This is a genomic window from Limnobaculum xujianqingii (assembly GCF_013394855.1).
Classification (GTDB): Bacteria; Pseudomonadota; Gammaproteobacteria; order Enterobacterales; family Enterobacteriaceae; genus Limnobaculum; species Limnobaculum xujianqingii.
The window spans coordinates 2,319,065-2,343,203 of record NZ_JABMLK010000001.1; the positions used below are offsets into that span (position 1 = coordinate 2,319,065).

Consider the following 24,139-nt stretch of genomic DNA (forward strand, 5'->3'; position numbering starts at 1 on the left):
TTGTATAAGAGTCAACAGAAAGTAAAATCGGATACCAGACTGATGCCATCAAATAAACAACCCTCTTCACCTGCTGAAAATGAAAATCAACTATTACTGCGTGAAGCGAAAAAAATAGCGACGGCGCTGGGTAAAATGTTTGCCCCCAGCTGTGAGGTGGTATTGCACGATCTGACTCACCCGGAACATGCCATTATCGCTATGGAAAACCCGCTTTCGGGACGCCAAATTAGCGATCCGGCAACAGAGATGGGTCTGGCAAGAATTCAGGACGATCAATTTCCTGATGTAGTACAAAACTATGAAAATCACTTTCCCGATGGCAGGCCAGCTAAAAGCACCTCGATAGGACTAAGAAACAGTCAGGGAGAATTCGTCGCAGCCCTGTGTATGAATCTGGATATTTCGCTATTTAATACCATGCAGCAAGTGCTCAGCCAGCTAACCGCTGTGAATAACCACGAAGCCCCGCTGAATGAATCACTAAAATCATGGAAACTGGACGACATCAAAACAGAGATCAACCACTACGCCGCCACACTAAACACCCAGCCTCGTGCCCTCACCTCTCAACAGCGACAAAAACTCATCCGCCACCTATCCGATCAGGGAATGCTCCAGCTACGCGGAGCCGCTACCACCGCCGCCGACACCCTCGGCATCTCCAGAGTCTCAATTTATAACGCCCTGAAAGGGCAATGAATTTTTAAAATTGAACATAAACAAACGGCAGCCTGTTGGCCGCCGTTTTTAATTGATGACAAAATCTGGTGACTTAGCCATGGCCCTAATAGCTAATCGTTGGGAGAGACGGGTGTTGGGGTCGACTTGGCGTAAGCCAACGAAGTGCCCCTAACCCGGCTAGGCCCAACGCACTCCAAAGCTAAGTACAAACGGTCTTCCGGCCGAGCACATGAGCTATATTCGCTCAATTGTTTTTACGGCCGGAATACCCATTGATGCCGATTTAATTCATTTATCAGCACCCAAAGACCACCATCCCCATCACCCCAATCAGAACCTAACCTTAAACCCTACCGATCCAGCAACCGACGATTCCACCTGAGAGTCATTGCTGTTATTACTGTAGGTTTTCCCCACTTCACCATAAGTTTGTACCTTATCGCTAATGTTCCAGGTGCCACCAATAGCCACTTCAGTACTCTGATAGTTTTGATCTGAACTTAACGAAGTACTGGCAACGTTATTACTGAAGCGAGAACTATCTTTACCGCCAGATAGCCCCTGCCACAGGTTTACGCGCACATACGGCTGAATTTTCCCTTTATCGGTTGGATAATCACCCACAATACGAACTCCCAAGCGACCAATTACCGAATCATCTGAATCCATTGATGCTGTAGTATTAGAGTTGCCACTCAGGCCAATACTATCAAAATCGCTATATTGATAGATTATCTGAGCCTGAGGTTCAATTCGCCATGCACTCTCAGCAATTCGGAAAGGTTTGCCCATTTCAAGGGAGGCCATCAACGTATTACCATCAGGATGATAGTTGGTACTCCCGGTTTTCAGATTCACATCAATGCTGTGGTTACCATATTGCAACACACTGTCGAGATAAAAATCATTATCAGCGGTGTAAGTGGCATAACCACCCAAATAGAGCGAATTGGAGTCAATTGATCCCGCCGTTCCCCGGCTGCCGGAGAAATCACCAACCACGTTACTATTAACATCCATCACCGAAGTATAAAAACCGGCTTTCCAGTTGCGATTGCTGTAAACATCAACACCAACCTGCAATCCAGTCATATGGGCATTCAGCTTAGAACCAACCTGATCGTTAAGGGTTAAATCAGAAGATTTACCAATCATTCGGCCCCACACCCGATTTTCATGAGACAGCTCGCTGCCTTCATTAACGGTCAATTCATCCCCTACACGTTGGTGAAGAGTACCCAGAACCGCCAGATCCGACTGACGAATCAGAGGTGCAACAGACGTCATCAACGGCACTTCCGGGCGATAGGCAGTACGTAAATACCAGTTCTCACCGCGGCCCTGAGCGTTACCGGCAAACAGTTGATACTGATAAGCACCGGCTTCCAAATGGTCAGCCGTCAGAGCAAAACCATCACGGGAGCTTTGTGCGGTAGTAGTTGCGCCATTCAGAGCCGTAACCACCTCAATACCATCACCAACGCTCTGCCCACCTAACTGGCTGACATCAATATCCAGAATAGTTTTGCCAGATACGTTGCCGCCATCAATCACCAGTCGGTCAGCGGTACCGTTACTACCCGGCTGCTGTTGGGCTGCTAATTTAATAACCCCATTCAGACCAACATAATCACCTTTAGCCGTCAGGGTTGAACCAACCTGTGCACCACGTAACGAGATGATTCCCTGATTCAAAATACCGGCAACGGTCTGGTTACTACCGCCGGTATCCAGTAAGGCATCACGACTTACTACGTGGATAGAGCCAGCACTAAGCGTATTTGCACCCTGAGCCAACAATGTTCCCTGTTCCACCAGTGTTCGACCGGTATAACTATTTTGTCCGGCAAGTACCGTAGTACCGCTACCTTGCTGCCACAATTGACCTGTTCCGCTCATCACACCATCAAGGGTATAACGGTCAGAGCGATCAACCTGTAATATTCCGTTATTCAACACATCACCAGAAATACTACCAATAGTGCCGCCGGTACCTAATTTCAATGCGCCTTGATCTATCACCGTTCCGCCGGTATAGGTGCTGTCCTGAGTCAGGGTTAACTGACCTTCACCGGTTTTAGTTAATTTACCTTCACCGGTCACCGCGGTTAGCAATGAAACTACCTGACCCGCAGTATCAATAGCGCCACCATAGCTACCAAGGCTAACTTCACGAGCAGTATCAAATGCCGCACCATAACGTAATGTACCGCCGTTAATGGTAATGCCGTTTGATATCAGCCCCAGATTGTTATCACCGGAGACTTGCAGCGTACCGCCACTGATGGTGGTACCTCCCAGATAATCATTATTACCGTTGAGAATTAATCTGCCGATATCCGCTTTATCCAGACCGCCGCTGCCGGTAATTACACTATCAATAGTTGCAGTATAAGATGCGCCCGGCGCAGTACCATCGCCTACCCGAATCACCGTATCTGCCGTATTAGTAGTGATGCTGCCACCAGTAACCAAATAACCATCGGAAGCAAACTGTGCTCCGCTAATGCGAACCGTTCCCAGACTGTTATCAACCGTTACAGTACCTTTATTACCCTCAAATACCGCAAAAGCATCATCACTGTATGGCGCATTAAATGCCCCTTCAGGCGTGGTTTCATTGGTAGTCCAGTTATCATTGCCTGCGCTGGCCTGCCATAGACCATCACCACCATCAATCGTATTATTGTTTTTCAGGTTACCGCCAGTGCCACCGGTACCATCCCAGAAACGTAAAGTGGTACCTGCACGGTTAACCAGATTCACCTGATTAGCAACTGAAGTCTGAACATACAGGTCTTCTGCCGCCACCGGACCACTGGCGATATCCAATACGTTATTAGTTAGAGAACCGGTGTAGTTGATCAAGCGGTAAACACCCACATCAAATCGACCACCGGCAGGCTGGGTGATATTCAGTTTACCGTTGAGATCCAGATCACCGTTGACATTCATCAGGTCGTTATAAGCACCACCCGGGTGATAAGCCTGGCCCAGTTGATAATCCAGTTGAGCATTATCTGCCAGGGTCAGACCACCCATGGTTAATACACCAACCTCACCAATGGTAGAGCCTGCTGCAATATGCCCATCGTCAGCTACGCTAACATGACCACCCAATACGCCAGAACCACCCAACGTAGTTTGAGCCATAACGCTAACGTCACCCGTTGCAGTACCCTGCTGACCATTTACCAATAGGATACCCTGTTCGATCAGCGTATTACCGGTATAGCTATTGTTACCGGAGAATGTCAGCGTTCCGCTACCGGTCTTAGTGAAACCGCCACCAATACCGCTGATGACACCGCTAATGGTTTCACTACGATTAAGCGTTCCTTCCGTTAAGGTATTTGCACCCAAGTGAACATCACCAGCACCAGACAGAGAGCCAACCGTTGTTGAGGCATTACTGGTATCAACTACCCCACCTACCTGATTCACAATGGTGGCGTTTTCCGCTAAAGCCTGACCAAAGAACGCAACGGTTCCGCTGTTGGTAATCAAAGCAGAGCCCGCATTAGAATTATCAGCCAGATTCAGCGTTGAAGTACTTAACAGATTAATATTGGACTGTGCGCTATTTGACTGGCCAAAGAAGTTAATCACGCCATTGGCTTTACCATCAATCAGCGCAGTATTTGCCGATGAAGTATCGTTGAAGTTCAGGGTACTACTGTCTACAGAGAAATGATGCTGTTCCGCACTACTGGCCGCATTCATATTGACAGTAGAACCAGTTTCCAGAGTAACCAGGCTGCTGCTTTTACCTAATGCTCCGGTAATGTTGGCATTGACCACCACCTGACTCAGGCCGTTAGTGCCTTTCACTGTGGTGTCACCCTGATAGTCATTTAACAGATCAAGGTTTAGGGTGCTGTCTCTTTGGGTTTTACTACTGAGGACTGTCAATGCGCCGTTACCGCTAATCAGCCCCTGGGTATTTAACGTATAACCATTCAGGTCGAAATTACCCCCTGAGGTTCCCAGGAAGATTTCACGTTGAGTGGTAAAGTCTGCCCCATTTTGTAAGGTAGAACCGTTATTAATCGTCAGTGATGTACCCAGTTGCCCCAGGTTTTGTTCTGCAGATATCTGCAAAATACCACCGTTGATACGGGTTCCTCCGGTGTAGCTGTTATTTCCTTTTAGGATCAGACGACCATTATCAGTTTTCAGCAACGTCAGTGAATCACTGCTGTCAAGCTGCTGGAGGTCTGAATTAATGGTGGCAGTATAATCGGCACCCGCACCACCAACACCGACACGAATCAGGAAATCACCTGTACCAACAGTTTGTCCGGTATAAAACTCAGGAGCCATAGATGTGTTGGTTTCAACAATCTTGATAACATCCCCACCAATCACATAACCCGATGAAGCAAACTGCGCGCCAGCCAATACGATGTCACCAAGGCTGTCATTGACCGTAACTGCCGCAGCTTCTCCCTGAAAAATCGCAAATGAAGCCTGCTGCCATGGGGCATTACCATTACCGTCCGGTAGCGTCCAGTTGTTATCACCCAATGAGTTACCCGGTGCCAGCCAGTTACCCACACCACCATCTACTTTTTTGTTACCTACCACGCCATCGATACCATGGTGCGAAAATTCACCGCCATCCCAGAATTGCAGCGTCAGATTATTACCGTTTACCAGGTTAACTTCTGTATCAATTGAGGTTTGAACAAATACGTTGTTTCTGTCTGCCGTTGACGGAATTGAACCGATGGTCAGAGTGTTGTTGGCATCATTCGGATCGGAAGCATCATTGGTGATATTGCCGGAGTAGTTAAACAGACGATAAACTCCCGGGCCAAAGTACCCCCCCCTGAGAAACATCAACATTCACCTGACCTTTCAATACCAGATCTTTCACATTCACCAGGTCATTCAAATCACCGCCCTGATTGTATGCCAAACCCAATTGGAAATTACTTTGGGTAGTACTGGTAAGGTCCAGGTTACCTTTAATATTTAATGTACTGGCGCTATTGTCTCCCGGTGTAAGAATGCTATTAGCATTCATAACCACATCACCACCAATGGTGCCTTTACCGCCCAGTGATGCGCCCGAAAGTACTGTTGTCAGCCCGGTAGCCGCACTTTGATCGCCATTAATCAGCAAGGTCCCATTATCAACACGCGTTTCTGCCTGATAACTGTTATTACCGTTCAGTCGGGTTAAACCACTGCCGATCTGATGGAATGCACCGGTACCAACGATAGCTCCGCTTAACGTTAACTCTTTTGATAAATCAATGGTAAACAGGCCGTTATCGATAATGGATGTGGCTTCAGACAGGCTGCCGCTGGTACCGCCATCACCAATTTGTAATGCGCCCGTAGCATCAATTAATGTATTACCGGTGTAGGTATTTTCTCCCAGTAAGATAGTGGTTCCGATAGCACCACGTTCAAGCTGACCGTCACCACTAATCACCCCGCTGTAGACTTGAGTGGCAGATGTACCATCCAGTACCACTTTACTGGTGCTGCCACTGGTGGCGACATCATAGTTATTCAATGTGGCTTTAGTGGCATCACTGATGTTATCAGCAGCACGTAAGGTGGCACCATTGGCCACACTAATGGTTGGAGTCGTGCCGGATAGCGCCAGATTATCAACAATACGGACATCTGCCTGACTGCCGGAAACCGCAAGACTATTCCAGCCAGTACCTATGTTTGTCGCTTTAGCCAGATCGTCAGTTGTCAGAGAACCAATTTTGGCACTTGGACCTGCGCCATTCCATAAATGGGTATCGGTTAATGTCAGTTGACTGTCTGTTCCCCCTTCACTAAGAATGTGGCGAGTGGCAAACAGATCAACATTACCCAACTGTGCGGAATCACCACCGTCAGCTCCGGAGAAGTTAACTTCTCCGGCAAAAGTACCGCTATTCCAGACGAAACGATCCTGGCCTGAGTCCGCATTGATTACGCCGCGCGTTGCGCCGCCGTCGAGAGTAATAACATCATTGCCGCTGCCTGACTGAATGGCTAACGCAGTATCACTGACAGCCTGCAATGTTCCTTTATTCGTAATAGTATTATTGGCACTACCACCAGCGTTAATCAGCGTAGCCTGCTGACTGTTAGCAATAATAGAAGCATTGGTATCATTAAGAATGGTTCGACTACCGGTACCAGCACCACTGATATCAATAACATCCATCTGACTGGTGGTACTACCCGCTGTAATAGAACCGGTATTGGTAAATGCGCCAGCCAGAGCCGCCTGAACAATATTCGACCCTTCACTGAAGCTGTTAATCACACCACCATTACTGATACTGCCAAGGGCTATCGGCGCATAAATAGCCGCACCACCCGCTGCATCAACATAAATATTGGCCTGAGTATCAACGCTGCCGTCGGTTCTTGCACGAATAGCATCCCCTGTTGCAGTATGGGTGGCGTTATCTACGTTGATGGTATAACCGCTACCAATATGCAAATCACCGGTAGTGTTACTACCATCTTCATTTTCAAAAGCGAAGCCCGCGCCGCTGAAGTTGCTATCGTCGCCCATAACGTTCAGCACGTTACCGGTATTGGCATTACTGTCATCGGCAGTAAATGTCACCGCAGTACGTATTGCCGGGCCATCTGCCGCATTAATCGTCACGTTATTCAGTTTGATGTTAGAACTGTTGGCGTTGTTCTGGATACCTGCACCGCTGCCGCTGACGTTGATGGTAGTATTTTGTGCCGTCAGAGAAACCGCACCGGTATCCATCAGAATACCGTGAGCACCATCCGTCGCATCTACCCGGTTATCATTACCGTTGATGGTTAATGTAGCGCCATTAATTAACTGTACGGCAGCCAGACCACCATTGGCAGTCACCACACCCAGTTTATTCACCACGGCGCCACTGCCTTCAACTTTAACCCCAACGCTACTACTTGGGCCTGTACTACCTGCGCTACGGCTAACGGAGATGGTACCTCTATTGGTTAGCTGCCCCTGATTCTGAATATATACCCCGAGGTTGTTATCACCTTCAACGGCGATATCAGAGTTATTGGTAGCAATTCCGCCATTGTGCAGATAAACACCAATATTATCGCTGCCCCCCAGTTGCATACCGGAATCATTGCCCAGAATTAACTGGCCATTATAGGAAACGTCATATCCTTTAATACCGCTCTGAGAGCTTTGAGTACTGATGTCAGCATGGGAATCAACAATAGTTGGCAGAGTCGTCGTGCTGATATTGCCGTTGATTTTATAATCCCGTCCATCAACGACTACTGCTGTAGTATTATTGTTCTCCAGCAGAATAGCACCATCACTGATAACACCCTGGGCACCACCGGTTACTTTCACACCAACAGCCTGCTCTCCTTTAACATGAATTTGAGCATCACCGGTTAATAATCTTGATGCAGTTGAACCGTCGCGCCCATTGGTATGTACTGCGACCGATCCTGCACCGCTGACGGTCAGATTGTAAGGATTTGCCAGACTTCCGGTTGAACTACCGGTAAAGCTGGCACCGTGGTCGATAGCAAACAGAATAGTTCCCGCTTGTCCATTGTCACCCAAGGTAGCAGTAGCCAAATCGATTTCCGCCTGTGGGCCATAGGCGTAATAACCGATCTGATTTTCACCGTTAAACTGAATAGTGGCTGAAGGTTGAACATTAATCAGTGCATTACCCCGGGCATGAACCCCTACCGCACCTCTGGCATTCAGGATTATTTGTGAAGCAATATTCCCGGTGGCGCGATAACTATTATCACCTTCAACAAACACAGCAAAGTTACGGTAATTAATATCACCGGAGCCATCCACGGTAATGGTGCCACCTAAAGACTGAACATCGGCATTGGCTTTATTTGCCAACACGTTTAATGCTACGTTGTTATCACCATTGACATAAATATCGCCGTTATTTCTCACCGTCGTGGTATCAATCGCCGACAGGCCAAAGTTTTGCGCTACATAACCAAGTACCTTGGTACCTAATACTTCAATTCGTCCGTTATTGATGACCAGACCACTGGCACCATTGACCAGCATACCAACGGCATTACGAACCTTAGATCCCAGAATAATGGTGCCATCATTGGTTACGTTGCCGCTGCTACTGGTTCGCACACCGGCAGCCTGTGAGGCACCGCCAATCATATTGACGTCGGAATAACTATCGGTCATCGAGGTTTGTGCCTGAGTACCAACATAAATCTCACCGCTGGCACTATTCACAAAGGTTGAGCTACCGCTGATATCTGCACCATAACCAGAAGCTTTACCCCTGGCATTATGGCTATTGCTGACAAGATTAATTCGGCCATCGTTAGTTGCCTGGGTATTTCCTTCTGCCACCATGCCCGCAGCGCCGTCACTATCACCATTGGTTAATGCAGCATTAATCAGTGAGCTATTGGTCAGAGTACTGTTGCCCTTGCCGTGCATAGCATAAGAGCCATTGTTATTGACGTTCTGGTTAGTACCATTCTTCTCAATAAACAGACCGGCATTAATCGTACCCAGGTTAGTGGCGCTGGAATCCTCCGCCAGCATGCCATCAGAAAGTGGGCTATTGCCACTTTCACGCCAGGCGTTTAGAGCACCCTGATTAATTAAAGTAGCATTATCTTTGGCATGCATTACCGAACTGGCACCGCTCACCGCCAGACTGCCTTCTGAAGTAATAATACCTGAGGCATTAGAACCGGTCGCCAGAATGACATTCAGCTCGCCGGTATCCAGAGTGCCATTATTACTGTGTGCCAGTCCGTCCTGCCAGATATGGTATTCCCAATCAACCCTGTCGGTTTCCCTCAGGGCCAGGACAGATAAGATAAGAGAGTTGTAAGCATCCTGCGCAGTTTTGGCAGAGTTAATCACCTTACCATCGCTGCTGGTTACTTCGCCATCTAACCAAAGCTGAACCTGGCTGGGAGTGGTGCCATCATCCCGAATTAACCAGTCATTCAGCGTGGCAATATCGGCCGCGGATTGAATCGTAAACGTTTTGTCCGCCAGACGAACCACTTCACCGGACGCATCCATACCATAAGCAGGTACACTAATTTCCTGACTGTATTTAGTACTGCTTACCGTTCCGGTCTGAGTATCGGAAGGGAGGACTATTGCCGGAGCAAAGTTAATGCGGTTATCTGAATACCAGTTAACATCGCTGGTTGCAGACCCGGTACCTTCGGCCGCCGCCAGAGTAGTATGTTTACTAAGTAATGAGATAGTGTTAGACGCGTCAGAAATCGCAGTATTACTGTTGGTATCAGCACCCAAATAGACATTAACCGTCCCACCTACCGGGGGCAATACGAGCAATGCCTAAATTGTTATATATTTTAATCGAAGAAGGATCATAAGTTGGTAACTGAATAGCGCCAACCTGTTCAGAGGTATTGGTACCAAAAGTGGAAGAATCATACACTTTTAGTACTGACTGACTTCCTTCCAGGCCAGGTATGGTTACATTAACTTCCTGGTTTTGTTGTGGCTGCCCTGCTGAAGTAGAATAGAAAAAGCTATCTATATTATCAGCAGTGATCTGTTCAGCTTGCTGGCTGCTTGACAGGGCCTGAATAGTTTTTATTCTTCCCTGAAGCAACAGATCTTTTAACGTTGCATTAATCACGTTACCGTTGCTGCCCGCTTCCAGTACAGGAATTGGCCCTACGATATTAAGAACGGTACCTGCCAGGTAGTGCTGATCGTTTGCGGTATTATCATTCTGATCGATGCCATCAATATTAAAATGCACTCCAGTTTGAAACTGCTGGTCCGGACTTTGTGCAGGAAAAGTGTAATTACCTATCCAGGATTGATTAATAGTTGCACTATGCGAAATAAACGGGAAAAGGCTAAGAGCCAGTATTAGTGCGGTTTTCAGTGTTGTTCGTCCAGAACCTTTCTTTCTTCCTTTTGTTGTTTCAGGGGCTACCACCATGGCATTAAGAGTGTCACTCCAGACCAGTCTATAAATGGTGTTCATATATTATTACCTATTGGACAAACAAATACTCACAAATACAGGGGGTATTCAATATAAATATTATATTCAACAACCCATTCCCATTAGTTATAAAGAAAAAGAGGTTTAATTATTAAGGTCATACTTAAAAAATAGCCCATGTATTTTATACAACAAGTTAATAGAGGTTAAATATTGAAGAAATTCTTTTTAAATAGCTTATTTTTTACATAGTATCATTATTGAAATTTCACCACTTTGAAAATGTAATAATTTGTTTTTCATAATATTTTATAAAATAAGAAATAAAATAACGTGTGTTTTTTATACATATAACCATGATATAAACATGGTTTATTTATAAATAAAAATAGATTTAACGTTCAAAAAACAACCTGATTATATAAATCCATTAGTATTTCTTAATAAAAAATAGTTTTTTAGGAACCATATAATCTATTTTAATTCATTGACTTTATTAACCTCATTATATTCAATAAATTAACCACAGAATTAAAATCGTACCGGGTGTAAACTAATATTTACCATACTAAAAAAATGCTTAAAATCACTAAGGCAGCTCAAAACTATTTCTGTAAATGGTTAAAATTTCAGCTTTATCACATTGTCTGATAGCTAAATAAAGCACTTATTTCTGAATCACCCGCAGAGTATTGACGTTTTAGTCGCGCTACGTAATAGTCATTAATTAATCATTTGGCAAATACTTAATATAAAAAGATTACCAAAATGATTAGCGCGATCATTATTTGTCTATTCATTTAACAGGATCACATGCAAAGCTTCCTTCTTCCTCTGTGGCATCAAATTGTACTTTCTGCACCGTTGTTTATTCTGGCCATATTAGGATATGCCTTAATTCGTTGGGCAAAATGGAGCAAGAATGTCGCCGATGGCCTGACTAAGTTCGTCTTCTCTGTCACACTACCCGCCATGCTGTTCCGTATGATGTGTAACTTCTCTAAGCAGCCACCGGTGGATGCACGTCTACTAATTGCCTTTTTTGGCAGTTGCCTGATCGTTTTTGTAATTGGTCGGATACTGGCGGCAAAGATGCTAAAACTGGACGGCACCTCAGGTTCAGTATTTGCACTGGGAGGGATATTCTCTAACAACGTTATGTTAGGCATTCCGGTAGCGACGGTGGCTCTTGGTGAAGCCTCTCTGCCTTCCGTTGCCCTGGTATTGGTGTTTAACGGGTTAATCCTCTGGACTCTGGTCACTGTATCAGTTGAATGGTCGCGTAGCGGTTCACTCTCTATCAACGGCTTTGCTAAAACAGCGGTCAATGTACTAAAAAATCCGCTCATTATTGGCATCATCTCCGGTACGCTATTTAGTTTAACGGGTTATGATTTACCTGCGGTTGTTGACCAACCAGTAACCATGCTCGGGCAAATTGCAGCCCCTATGTCATTGGTTGCTTTAGGAATGGGGCTGGCGGAATATCGAATTCGGGATGGCTGGCAAATTAGTTCGGTGATTTGTACCCTAAAACTTATCGTACAGCCCTTTATTGTCTGGCTACTGGCGGTTGCTCTTAACCTTCCGCCAATGGAAACGCAAGTCGTTGTGTTATTGGGGTCTATGGCGGTTGGGGTTAATGTCTATCTGATGGCACGCCAGTTCAACGTTATTGTTGGTCCGGCGGCGTCCAGTATGGTGATCTCAACAATTCTGTCAGCCGTAACCACCCCGCTGATTCTGACCCTGATTGGCGTTCGGGTTTAATCAATTGAAAAATTTTAGCCTACAATCAAATACTGAAGTGTTTAATTATTCATTGATAATCAGGAGAAGCTCATCATGTATCAGTTGTATATTGCCAATAAAAATTACTCCTCATGGTCGCTTCGCCCCTGGATCTTACTCAGTCAGTTAGGCATTCCCTTTGAAGAATGTATCGTTCCATTTGATACCGGTTCCAACTGGGAGAAGTTTCGTCGCTTCTCTCCATCAGGAAAGGTGCCTTGTCTGGTTGACGATCAAACCATTGTCTGGGACTCTCTGGCTATTGCTGAGTATCTTGCCGAGTCTTATCCTGAAGTCTGGCCAGACTCCCGGGAAGCTCGCGCCTGGGCCCGCTGTGCCAGTGCAGAAATGCACTCCGGATTCAGCGTATTACGCAACAGTTGCCCAATGAGCGTTGGTGTACGAATTCGCCCGCATCAACTATCAGAATCACTCATTACCGAACTGGCACGACTCAGTGAACTGTGGGAACAAGGACTAAATCAATTTGGCGGTCCTTTTCTGGCTGGTAAAAAGTTCACCGCCGTGGATGCCTTTTTTGCACCGGTTGCGTTCAGAATTCAAAGCTATGACTTACCGGTTTCTCCAGCCGCCAAAGCCTATGCTGAACGTCTGTTAAACCTTCAGTCCATGATGGAATGGGAAGAAGAAGCACTTAAAGAAGTCTGGCGCGAAGAGGGGCACGAACAGGAAGCACTGGCGATTGGCGTACTGTTAAATGATTTGAGAGCCGAATAGATTCAGAGACAATATGACCAGCATCCATACTGACCGTCAGACTGCTGACAAACCTAATAAATCAGCATCTGCTAATATTCCGACCGTAAAAGTACTGTGCTTATATTAATATCGGTAACGGTCGGTAAACCATCTATGCTCAGCTACGGAGCGCGTTGGGCCTGGCCGGGTTAGGGGCGCTTCGTTGGCTTACGCCAAGTCGACCCCAACACCCGTCCCTCCCAACGATTAACTATATTAAAGTTCTAAACTGAACTATCAATGTTTGTTATCAATGATAAGACCAGCATAAATACAATGTCACCGAATAAGGCTCTACTCTCCTCGCTGGCGCACAATCTCAAACAGGCATATGCCGGTCGCCACTGATACGTTCAGTGATGACACACTTCCCGCCATGGGAATACTAATCAGCTCATCGCAGTGTTCACGCGTCAGACGACGCATACCTTCGCCTTCCGCCCCCATGACTAAAGCAACCGGGCCAGTACATTTAGTCTGATACAGCGTATGGTCAGCTTCTCCCGCTGTCCCCACAATCCAGATATTTTGTTCTTGCAGGTATCGCAAGGCGCGGGCCAGATTAGTCACCCGAATCAAAGGAACGGTTTCTGCCGCGCCGCTGGCTACTTTTTTCGCCGTTGCGTTCAGTTGAGCTGAACGGTCACGAGGAACAATTACCGCATGAACTCCAGCCGCATCGGCACTACGTAAACAGGCACCCAAATTATGAGGGTCAGTAACACCATCCAGCACTAACAGGAATGGCTTTTCTAATCCCTCAAGCAGATCTGGTAGATCGTTTTCCTGATACTGACGCCCTTCTTTAACTCGGGCAACAATTCCCTGATGTACTGCGCCTTCGGCCTTATTATCCAGCCACTGGCGATTAGCGACCTGAACCGAAATACCGTTTTGCTCAATTTCCTGAATCAACGGCAGCAGGCGGCGATCTTCACGACCTTTAAGAATAAACACTTCAATAAAACGTTGAGGATCGCGTTCTAACAGTGATTGAACAGCATGGATCCCGTAAATAATTTCACTCATGTCTCAGTTCTTCTTCAATACTATATAAAAGCAGGGCGACACTCTGGCCGCCCTGCGATAATGACCGGACAGATTAAAGATCGGCGGCTTTCTTAGCCCGTTTACTCTTTAATGCTGCAGTTATTTTTTTAGTTTTTGCTGAAGGTTTAGCCTTCGCTTTGGTTTTAGATTTAGCCGGAGCTTTAGCTTTGCTTCCCGCCTCTTCCTGCTTAGGCTTGCTTCTTCTTGGCGCTTTTACCCGAACATTACTGTCAGCAGCAAAGTTATCCGCTTTAGAACGGGCAGCTTTTTTGCCCCTTTCTTTTTCAGTTTTACCTTCACCGCGTGGACGACGCTCACTGGAAACCAGTGAAAAATCTATTTTGCGCTCATCCAAATGAACAGCCTCAACTTTTATCTCAACTTTATCACCGAGACGGAAAGCCTGACCGGAAGACTCACCAATTAAGCGTTGACCGACATTATCAAACCGATAGTAGTCATTTTCCAGTGTTGAAACATGCACTAAACCATCAATATACAGGTCGTCCAAACGTACAAAGAAACCAAAGCCAGTCACGCTGGAGATAGTACCTTTAAATACTTCACCTACGTGATCCTGCATAAAGTCACACTTCAGCCAGTCGGCTACGTCGCGCGTGGCTTCATCAGCACGACGTTCGGTCATAGAACAGTGCTCACCCAACTGCAACATCTCTTCCATAGAGTAGTGCCAACCACCGCTGGAAGTTGAACCGCCTTTCTTACCGGACAGTACAAACTTGATTGCACGATGTAAAGAGAGGTCAGGATAACGACGAATGGGTGAGGTAAAGTGAGCGTAGGCATCCAACGCTAAACCAAAGTGACCACGATTTTCCGGGTCATAAACCGCTTGCTTCATCGAGCGCAACAGCATGGTTTGCAGCATTTCACGATCCGGACGATCGGCAACGGCATCCATCAATTTGGCGTAATCTTTCGGTTCAGGCTCCAGGCCTCCGCCCAGAGTCAGGCCCAGTTCAGACAAGACGCTGCGCAATGAAGCCAGATTATCGCCTTTAGGGCGATCGTGAATACGGAACACCGCTGGCTCTTCCGCACGCTCAACAAAACGAGCGGCTGAGATATTCGCCAGAATCATGCATTCTTCAATGATCTTATGCGCATCATTACGTACCAGAGGTTCAATACGCTCGATACGACGTTCGGCATTGAAGATAAACTTCGGCTCTTCAGTTTCGAATGAAATACCACCACGCTGTTCACGTGACTTATCCAGCACTTTGTACAATTTATGCAGCTCTTCCAGCATCGGAACCAGCGGCTGATAGTGTTGACGCAGGTCGGCATCACCTTCCAGGATATGTGCGACCTTGGTATAAGTCAGACGAGCATGAGAATTCATCACTGCTTCATAGAATTCAAATGAAGTCAGCTTACCGGTTTTGGATACCGTCATTTCGCAAACCATGCACAGGCGATCGACCTGAGGGTTCAGCGAGCAGAGACCGTTAGATAACACTTCCGGCAGCATCGGAATAACCTGTGATGGGAAATAAACCGAGTTACCACGGCTACGCGCTTCAGCATCCAGCGATGTTCCCGGCCGGACATAGTAACTGACATCGGCAATAGCAACCCACAGGCGCCAGCCACCACCACTTTTTTTCTCGCAGCACACTGCATCATCAAAGTCGCGGGCATCTTCGCCATCAATGGTAACCAGCGGAAAATCACGCAGATCAACGCGCCCTTTTTTCGCTTTCTCTGGTACTTGTTCTTTCAGACCTTCAACTTCTTTCAGTACTGCTTCAGGCCAGACATAAGGAATTTCATGGGTACGCAGCGCGATGTCTACCGCCATTGAAGTGCCCATATTGTCGCCCAGTACTTCAATAATATTACCGATAGCTTTAGTGCGGCGAGTTGGTCGCTGAGTCAGCTCAACCACCACCACATAGCCCATGCGGGCACCCATGATGCTTTCTGGCGGAATCAAAATATCAAAGTTCAGACGGCTGTCGTCCGGCACCACAAAGCCAGTTCCGGCGTCAGTGAAATAACGTCCGACAATATGACTGGTCTTTGGTACTAAAACTCGCACTACACGAGCTTCGCGGCGACCTTTACGATCTAACTCCATCGGCTGGGCTAAAATAACATCCCCATGGATGGTGAGTTTCATCTGTTCAGGTGAAAGGTATAAATCATCTTTACTGCCTTCAACCCGTAAAAAACCATAGCCATCACGATGACCGATTACCGTGCCTTTCACCATATCCAGGCGTTCCGGCAGGGCATAACATTGGCGACGGGTGAAAACCAGCTGGCCATCACGTTCCATCGCTCTTAAACGGCGACGCAGCGCCTCTTGTTGTTCTTCGCTTTCCAGTCCCAGTGCTTCTACCAGTTCATCACGACTGGCTGGCGTCTGGCGCTTTGATAATAAATCGAGAATATATTCGCGGCTGGGAATGGGATCCCCGTACTTTTCAGTTTCACGGGCTAAGAAAGGATCTTTTGTCATTATTTATCCTTATTATTTATTGACCGATATGGCAGGATGCTCCATAAACAGCAGTGTTTGAAGTCCAGTATTATCAACCACCATATCAGCAAGAGTATGACTATCGAGTTCGTGTAAAAAAGCCTTTACCGCATTATCCAATACTATCTTTAAACGGCAGGAAGGGGTGATATGGCAGAACTGCGGACTGCAGTTAACCAGAGCCAGCGGCTCCATGGCTCGAACCACATCACCAATTCGGATATCTTCTGCGGCCTTACCTAAACGAATACCACCATTTTTCCCGCGCACGGCGTCCACCAGGCCGACACGACTCAACTGATTAATAATCTTCACCATATGGTTACGCGAAACTCCATAGACTTCGGTGACCTCAGTAATATTGGTCAACTCCCCCTCTGGTAACGACGCCATATATATTAAGGCCCTCAAGCCATAATCGGTAAAACTGGTTAATTGCACAAACACCTCATAACAATAATTACGTACCAAACAGCCAGTAGCATCCTGTCGGCTGTATATCGCGAGCTTAACGATTCACCCGCATTTCTGGCGCTTTTTTCTCCTTGCGCCGAATAAAAGAACTCATTTCTCTCTTTTTAGAATAGCAAACATGTTGACTATTCGCTTGAAAATTATCCGGTTTGCATATTATACATACAAATGTCACCGCCTATTATCAGCCTATAGTAAACGATAGCTGGCAAAGCGGATAACTTTCCTGATAAAAAAACCGGGCTGATTAGCCCGGTTTTTACCTGTACATCAATAATAAAACTTACGCGTCAAATGGGTCACGTAGAATCATTGTTTCAGTACGGTCAGGACCGGTAGAAACGATATCTACAGGTACACCGGTTAACTCCTCAACGCGCTTAATATAGTTACGCGCAGCCTGAGGCAGTTTATCAAACTCTTTAACACCAAAGGTGGTTTCAGACCAGCCAGGCATGCTCTCATATACTGGTTCGATACCTTCCCAGGCGTCAGCATCCAGAGGCGTAGTTTCAACAACCCGACCATCTGGCATACGATAACCAACACAGATTTTGACTTCTTTCAGGCCATCCAGCACGTCCAGTTTGGTCATACAGAAACCAGAAAGCGAGTTAAGCAGTACCGCACGACGAACGGCGATAGCATCTAACCAGCCAGTACGACGACGACGACCCGTAGTTGCGCCAAATTCATTGCCTTTCTGGCAAAGGAATTCACCTACATCATCAAACAGTTCTGTCGGGAATGGACCTGCACCAACGCGAGTTGAATAGGCTTTTACAATACCTAATACATAATCAACATAACGAGGACCTAAGCCAGAACCCGTAGCAACACCACCAGCGGTAGTATTCGAAGAGGTAACATACGGGAATGAACCGTGGTCAATATCCAGCAGTGTACCCTGAGCCCCTTCAAACATCATCAACTCGCCTTTCTTGCGCGCGTTGTCCAGCAGATCAGATACATCAACCACCATTGAGGTTAAAATATCTGCAACCGCCATGACATCATCCAGAACGGTTTGATAATCAACAGCGTCAACTTTGTAGTAATTCACTAATTGGAAGTTGTGATATTCCACCACTTCTTTCAGCTTAGCCGCGAACGTCTCTTTGTTAAATAAGTCGCTGACGCGCAGAGCACGACGAGCAGCTTTATCTTCATAAGCAGGTCCGATACCACGTCCTGTGGTGCCAATCGCTTTTGAACCGCGTGCTTTCTCACGAGCTACATCGAGAGCCACATGATAAGGCAGGATCAGCGGACAAGCACCTGACAGGAGCAGACGCTCACGCACAGGAATGCCGCGATCTTCCAATTCACGCATCTCTTTCATTAAAGCTTCTGGAGATAACACCACACCGTTACCAATTACGCTGATAACGTTTTCGCGAAGAATACCGGAAGGAATCAAATGAAGAACGGTTTTTTCACCGTTGATAACCAGAGTATGGCCCGCATTGTGTCCGCCCTGATAGCGTACAACATACTTAGCCCGTTCAGTCAGCAGGTCAACGACCTTACCCTTACCTTCGTCACCCCATTGAGTGCCCAGTACGACGACGTTTTTGCCCATCTCACTATTCACCAAGTCAGTTAAAAAAGAATTCTACCATTACATTTCGTTGCTTTCAGTATTTTTTAACACACTTAGTTAAACTCAGACCAGATAAAAACCTGAGTAGCTTAAAAGATCGTCATTTCTTTGTTCTGGCGCAAGTAATCGATTGCCTGACGGGCATCTTCCATGAAGGTTTTTCATCAGGATTTTCTTTTAATAAGAAAAATGAATAAACCATTAAACTATTAATAACGCCCAAAATCCCAAATACAAAAAGGGCCCGGAGTTTCCCCCAAGCCCTTCCCAATCAAAAAAATATAACTTACTGCTTTAATCCAACCGACGGCGACTTCATATACCGGAAGAACTCACTATCCGGACGAAGTACCATCACATCACTTCCGCTATTAAAGCTGGTCTCATACGCACGTAAACTACGAATGAAAGCATAGAAGTCAGGATTTTGACTAAAGGCATCAGCAAACAGTTTAGCTGCTGTAGCATCACCAGAACCACGAGTCATACGTGCTTCACGCTCTGCTTCCGCAATAGTCTTGGTTACACGATAGTCAGCCAGTGCGCGGATCTTTTCAGCTTCTTCCTGACCTTGTGAACGGTGACGACGGGCAACAGCTTCACGCTCTGCACGCATACGCTGATAAATCGCGTCCGACACTTCTGTTGGCAGGTTGATTTGTTTAATCCGCACGTCGATAACCTGAATACCCAGTTCAGCCATACTGTTAGCGTTAACTAAAGGTAGCTTATTGTCCGCTGGCAGTGTATCTGCCGGAGCAGTACTATCCGTCGCAGCAGGCGCGGCGGCAGCTGCTGCCGGCACTTCAGATGGCTTATCTTCATACCCGTTGTTTAATGCATTACGAACGTCCTGCATTAATTGACCACGGGAGTCAGTTACCAGATCTTTAATATCGCGCTGACCAATCTCAGAACGTAAACGGTCACTCAGCTTACTGTTCAGAATACGTTCTGCATTGGCGCGGTTACCGTCACCGGTTGCCAGATAGTAGCGGCTAAAATCAATAATCTTCCACTTAACGTATGAGTCAACAATCAGGTCTTTGGTCTCTTTGGTTACAAAGCGGTCAGCCTGGTTGTTCATAGTTTGAATACGTGCATCTAACAGTTTTACCGAATCGATCAGGGGCATTTTAAAATGCAGACCCGGTTGGTAAACCTTTGGATTATCCTGAGAATCACGTAACACTTTACCGAAGCGCAGAACAATACCGCGGCTCCCTTCTTCCACGACAAACAGGGAAGTGAAGATACCGACTACAACAATAACAATAATAGGAATAAGTAATTTACGCATCGGTGATTATCCTCTTCCTAAGCCAAATGAATTAAGACGCTCGTTGTAAGCATCGTTACGCTCTTGCGTAACTTTATTGGTGCTCTGTGATGCCGTTGAACGTCTGGTCGTTTCTGGCTTACTGTTGGTTGCTGTTGCTGCCTGAGGTGCTTCAGTTGGCGTTTCAGTACTTGCCTGTGGAGCTACAGGTTGTTGTACTGCTGCGCCACCTTTACCACGCATCAGTTGGTCCAGCGGTAGAACCATCAGGTTATTACTCTTATCATCCACCAATACTTTGTTGGTTTTACCCAATACTTTTTCCATGGTTTCAATATACAGACGCTCACGAGTGATATCCGGAGCTGCCTTATACTCAGGCAATAGCTTGGCGAAACGAGAGACTTCACCTTCTGCTTCCAGAACGGTACGGGCCTCATAAGCTTTAGCATCTTCAATCAGACGTTGAGCTTTACCATTGGCGATTGGCTGTGCGGCGTTAGCATAAGCTTCTGCTTCACGGATATAACGCTGTTCATCTTCCCGCGCGTTAATCACGTCATCGAACGCGGCTTTTACTTCTTCCGGCGGGCGAGCTGCCTGGAAGTTAACGTCCAGCACTTTCAGACCCATATCATAAATCTGAATGGTCTTTTCCAGCTCTTGTTTGGTGTCATCACGAACAATGGTACGACCCTGAGTCAGGATACGGTCCATGGTGTACTTACCAATAACAGAGCGTAATGCGCTGTCGGTCGCCTGACTCAAGCTATCATCAGCATTGGTCACGCGGTACAGATATTTAATCGGATCGGAAACCTGATACTGTACGTTCATCTCTGCACGTACCACGTTTTCGTCAGAAGTCAGCATAATGCCTGATGCTGCCAATCCACGAACCGCTTTGGTGTTAACAGGTTTAACTGAGTCGATAAACGTTGGTTTCCAGTTCAGACCCGGGCCAACCATCGCTGGTTGTACCTGACCAAAACGGGTAATTACACCTAATTCACCTTCTTTGATGGTATAGAAACCACTGGCAGCCCAGATAACAACCACAACAACAGCAAGAATGCTGAACAAGCGACCACCCATAACAGGTAGGCCAGAATTGCTGCTGTTACCACCACCGCTACCGGATTTACCCAATAACCCACCTAACTTACTAAAAATATTGTCCAGATTCAGCGACTGCTGGCCACGACCTTTATTCGGTCCACCGCTGTTATTCCCCCCGGGGTTGTTATTGTTACCACTCCCCCACGGATCGCGGTCCTGGCCATTATTACCGGGCTGATTCCACGCCATGTTTTTTGCTCCACTCATTTACGATCGTTTTATCGGGCACAATCTAACAGGTCTCATTCAACAATGAAGTTTTCCAGAGCCTGCTCTTGTTTACAGAGGCGACGCCAGTCAACGATTGGCATCCTAATAACCAAACCGATGCTTCCATCCTCTTCAATCCACTCTTTAATAATGGCCTGAAGCTGATAAAAACGACTGCGTAACCGACCCTGTTCTACAGGCAATTTCAGTTCGTATTGCGCAATCTCACCGGAAAGACGTTCCGTCAATGCACGGAACAATAATTCAATACCATCACCAGACTCGGCTGAAAGCCAAACCCTGACGGGTAAATTGTTTTCATCTCGATCAATACGCGGCGCAAAATCCTCCAACATATCAATCTTATTCATTACCAGCAGAACTGGTATTTCATGGGCTTCAATTTCAGTTAAAACTTCATTGACCGCTTCAATATTCTCATCGACCCGACCATCTGCTGCATCAATCACATGCAACAATAAAGATGCCTGACGTGTTTCCTGCAGAGTTGCTTTAAACGCTGCCACTAAATCGTGGGGCAAATGGCGAATAAAACCAACGGTATCAGCTAAAACAGTTGCTCCCACATCTTCCACCTCAATACGGCGTAAGGTTGGATCCAGTGTCGCAAATAGCTGATCGGCTGCATAAACACCGGCAGTCGTAATACGATTGAAAAGGGTAGATTTCCCTGCGTTGGTATAGCCCACCAGCGATACGGTTGGAATATCGGCTCGCATGCGAGCTCGCCTTCCTTGCTCACGCTGCTTTTCAACTTTTTCAAGTCGGGCAAGGATCTGGCGTATCCGGTCCCGAAGCAAACGACGGTCAGTTTCTAACTGCGTTTCCCCCGGGCCGCGTAAACCTATCCCACCTTTCTGACGTTCAAGGTGAGTCCAGCCACGAACTAAGCGGGTTGCCAGATGGCGCAACTGAGCCAACTCAACCTGCAACTTACCTTCGTGAGTTCTTGCCCGTTGGGCAAAAATATCGAGAATCAACCCGGTACGGTCAATTACCCGACACTCACAAAGCCGCTCAAGGTTACGTTCCTGAGCGGGCGAAAGGGAGTGGTTAAACAACACTACCGAAGCACCTGTAGCCTGTACAGCATCAGCAATTTCCTGAGCTTTACCTTCGCCTACAAAGTATTTGGCATGTGGGGCTTTACGGCTACCAGTAACGACCTGCAACGCCTCCACTCCCGCAGAAGAAACCAGAGATTCAAACTCACTGAGATCTTCCGTATCTTTTTCCTGGGAGAAATAAACATGCACCAGTACCGCCTGCTCACCAGCATCATATCGGTCAAACAAGTGCATAACTCCTCAAAGAGAAATAACTGAGTAACTTATTCAGATACATCATCTTCCTGTTGTGACTGCATACCACCCTGGTAATTACCCACACTTCCAGTTGGCGCATTGCTATGATGCGAAACCGGACGAGAAGGTACTACCGTAGAGATAGCGTGCTTATATACCATTTGGCTAACCGTATTTTTCAACAGGATAACGAATTGATCGAAAGATTCGATTTGGCCTTGTAACTTAATACCGTTTACCAGATAAATAGAAACTGGAACACGTTCACGCCGCAGTGCGTTTAAAAACGGGTCTTGTAAAGATTGCCCCTTAGCCATTTTTCTTTTCCTTATCTCTTTGTATATATTTGTTGTTTGTTACCAAGAGCCAGAGGCCCTAAAATAAACTGCGTAAAAATGATACATTTCGTACAAAACAAAGCCATTGAGTACATTAAAGTATATAACCTATTAATTGTACACAATCATAAGCCTATACACTAATAGCACGTGTAACTCTTTCCATGGCATTTTTCAGTTGTTCACTATCTAACCAATCGACGTTTTCCCAACCGCGCAACCATGTCATTTGCCGTTTAGAAAGCTGCCGCGTTGCACAAATTCCCCGATAAACCATGTCGTCGTGGTCTATCTCTCCATTCAGGTACATCCACATCTGCCTGTAACCCACGCAGCGCATAGAGGGAAGGTCAGTATGTAAGTCGCCACGAGACATCAATTGTCGAACTTCATTTTCAAAACCTGCAGCAATCATCTGATGAAAACGTACTTCAATTCGCTGATGTAACAATTCACGGGAAGATGGCGCTATAGCAAATTGGTGTACACGATATGGTAACGTTTCACCAGCAATTTGTATCAACTCTGTTAAAGTTTTACCTGAAATGTAAAAAACTTCCAGTGCTCTGCTTAATCGTTGCGGGTCATTTTGATGAATTCTGGCTGCCGCTATCGGATCAATCTGTTGTAAGCGTTGGTGCAAACTCGCCCACCCCAGCTGCATTGCTTCACTTTCTATTCGTTCACGTACTTCAGGATCCGCTGAAGGTAAAGGCGATAATCCTTCCAACAGTGCCTTAAAATACAGCATGGTTCCACCCGCTAACAGGGGAATCCGTCCACGATTAACAATATCAGCCATTTCTGTTAGTGCATCCGCACGAAAATCTGCTGCGGAATAAGCTTCTGACAGATCGCGAATATCAATCAGCCGATGTGGTGTCTCATCCAGTTCCTGTTGGGTTGGCTTGGCTGTACCAATATCCATACCACGATATATCAAAGCGGAGTCAACACTCACTACTTCAACAGGTAAATGTTTGTAAAGCTCTGCCGCCAAAGCCGTTTTCCCCGAAGCCGTTGGTCCCATAAGAAAGATAGCAGCAGGTAAGGAATTCAT

General features: G+C 46.4%; 15 protein-coding genes. 3 read left to right on the top strand and 12 right to left on the bottom strand.

What is annotated here, in order from left to right; genetic code table 11:
* Window positions 1-42: 42 nt before the first annotated feature.
* Window positions 43-702: a helix-turn-helix transcriptional regulator gene (locus GOL65_RS10545; RefSeq protein ID WP_140919696.1), complete on the top strand. Its 660-nt coding sequence runs from the start codon at window positions 43-45 to the stop codon at window positions 700-702.
* A 312-nt stretch (window positions 703-1,014) separates the two neighbouring features.
* Here GOL65_RS10545 and GOL65_RS22210 read toward each other — a convergent pair whose 3' ends face one another.
* The 3 genes from GOL65_RS22210 to GOL65_RS22220 are packed head-to-tail and all read right to left on the bottom strand — an operon-like array spanning window position 1,015 to window position 10,661.
* Entirely contained in the window at window positions 1,015-5,526 is a 4,512-nt protein-coding gene (locus GOL65_RS22210) for an autotransporter outer membrane beta-barrel domain-containing protein (protein WP_228723087.1), read from the bottom strand.
* The gene (locus GOL65_RS22215) at window positions 5,477-9,985 is read right to left on the bottom strand and encodes a beta strand repeat-containing protein (protein WP_228723088.1); all 4,509 of its coding nucleotides are present in this window, start codon (window positions 9,983-9,985) and stop codon (window positions 5,477-5,479) included. The genes GOL65_RS22210 and GOL65_RS22215 overlap by 50 nt, the downstream gene beginning before the upstream one ends.
* Window positions 9,960-10,661 (bottom strand): ESPR domain-containing protein, encoded by a 702-nt coding sequence (locus GOL65_RS22220; protein ID WP_228723089.1) that lies wholly within the window; start codon window positions 10,659-10,661, stop codon window positions 9,960-9,962. Before GOL65_RS22220 ends, GOL65_RS22215 begins: the two co-directional genes overlap by 26 nt.
* A 774-nt stretch (window positions 10,662-11,435) precedes the next feature.
* On the opposite strand from GOL65_RS22220, the gene GOL65_RS10555 reads away from it, so the two are divergent.
* Together GOL65_RS10555 and GOL65_RS10560 are read left to right on the top strand one after the other, a co-directional pair.
* Window positions 11,436-12,392, top strand: coding sequence for an AEC family transporter (locus GOL65_RS10555; RefSeq protein WP_140919695.1), 957 nt, complete (start codon window positions 11,436-11,438; stop codon window positions 12,390-12,392).
* Between the two features lie 75 nt (window positions 12,393-12,467).
* Window positions 12,468-13,151, top strand: coding sequence for a glutathione S-transferase family protein (locus GOL65_RS10560; RefSeq protein WP_140919694.1), 684 nt, complete (start codon window positions 12,468-12,470; stop codon window positions 13,149-13,151).
* A 315-nt stretch (window positions 13,152-13,466) separates the two neighbouring features.
* Here the strand turns inward: GOL65_RS10560 and rlmB are convergent, their stop codons facing one another.
* The 9 genes from rlmB to miaA all read right to left on the bottom strand — a co-directional run bounded on the left by rlmB (window position 13,467) and on the right by miaA (window position 24,139).
* A complete protein-coding gene (gene rlmB, locus GOL65_RS10565; protein ID WP_140919693.1) occupies window positions 13,467-14,201 on the bottom strand; it encodes a 23S rRNA (guanosine(2251)-2'-O)-methyltransferase RlmB in 735 nt (244 codons plus the stop codon).
* Window positions 14,202-14,274: 73 nt separating this feature from the next.
* Window positions 14,275-16,710, bottom strand: coding sequence for a ribonuclease R (gene rnr, locus GOL65_RS10570; RefSeq protein ID WP_140919692.1), 2,436 nt, complete (start codon window positions 16,708-16,710; stop codon window positions 14,275-14,277).
* A gap of 12 nt (window positions 16,711-16,722) precedes the next feature.
* Complete coding sequence (nsrR, locus tag GOL65_RS10575) at window positions 16,723-17,172, bottom strand: nitric oxide-sensing transcriptional repressor NsrR (RefSeq protein WP_130590222.1); 450 nt, start codon at window positions 17,170-17,172, stop codon at window positions 16,723-16,725.
* 316 nt (window positions 17,173-17,488) lie between these two features.
* Window positions 17,489-18,787, bottom strand: coding sequence for an adenylosuccinate synthase (locus tag GOL65_RS10580; RefSeq protein WP_140919691.1), 1,299 nt, complete (start codon window positions 18,785-18,787; stop codon window positions 17,489-17,491).
* A 307-nt stretch (window positions 18,788-19,094) separates the two neighbouring features.
* Complete coding sequence (gene hflC / locus GOL65_RS10585) at window positions 19,095-20,108, bottom strand: protease modulator HflC (protein WP_140919690.1); 1,014 nt, start codon at window positions 20,106-20,108, stop codon at window positions 19,095-19,097.
* 6 nt (window positions 20,109-20,114) lie between these two features.
* Window positions 20,115-21,395, bottom strand: a complete 1,281-nt coding sequence (hflK, locus tag GOL65_RS10590; protein ID WP_140919689.1) for an FtsH protease activity modulator HflK — start codon at window positions 21,393-21,395, stop codon at window positions 20,115-20,117.
* Between the two features lie 53 nt (window positions 21,396-21,448).
* On the bottom strand, window positions 21,449-22,732 hold the full coding sequence (gene hflX / locus GOL65_RS10595; protein ID WP_179038309.1) for a ribosome rescue GTPase HflX: 1,284 nt from the start codon (window positions 22,730-22,732) through the stop codon (window positions 21,449-21,451).
* A gap of 35 nt (window positions 22,733-22,767) precedes the next feature.
* Complete coding sequence (hfq, locus tag GOL65_RS10600; RefSeq protein ID WP_130590214.1) at window positions 22,768-23,058, bottom strand: RNA chaperone Hfq; 291 nt, start codon at window positions 23,056-23,058, stop codon at window positions 22,768-22,770.
* 154 nt (window positions 23,059-23,212) lie between these two features.
* Window positions 23,213-24,139, bottom strand: coding sequence for a tRNA (adenosine(37)-N6)-dimethylallyltransferase MiaA (gene miaA, locus GOL65_RS10605; RefSeq protein WP_140919687.1), 927 nt, complete (start codon window positions 24,137-24,139; stop codon window positions 23,213-23,215).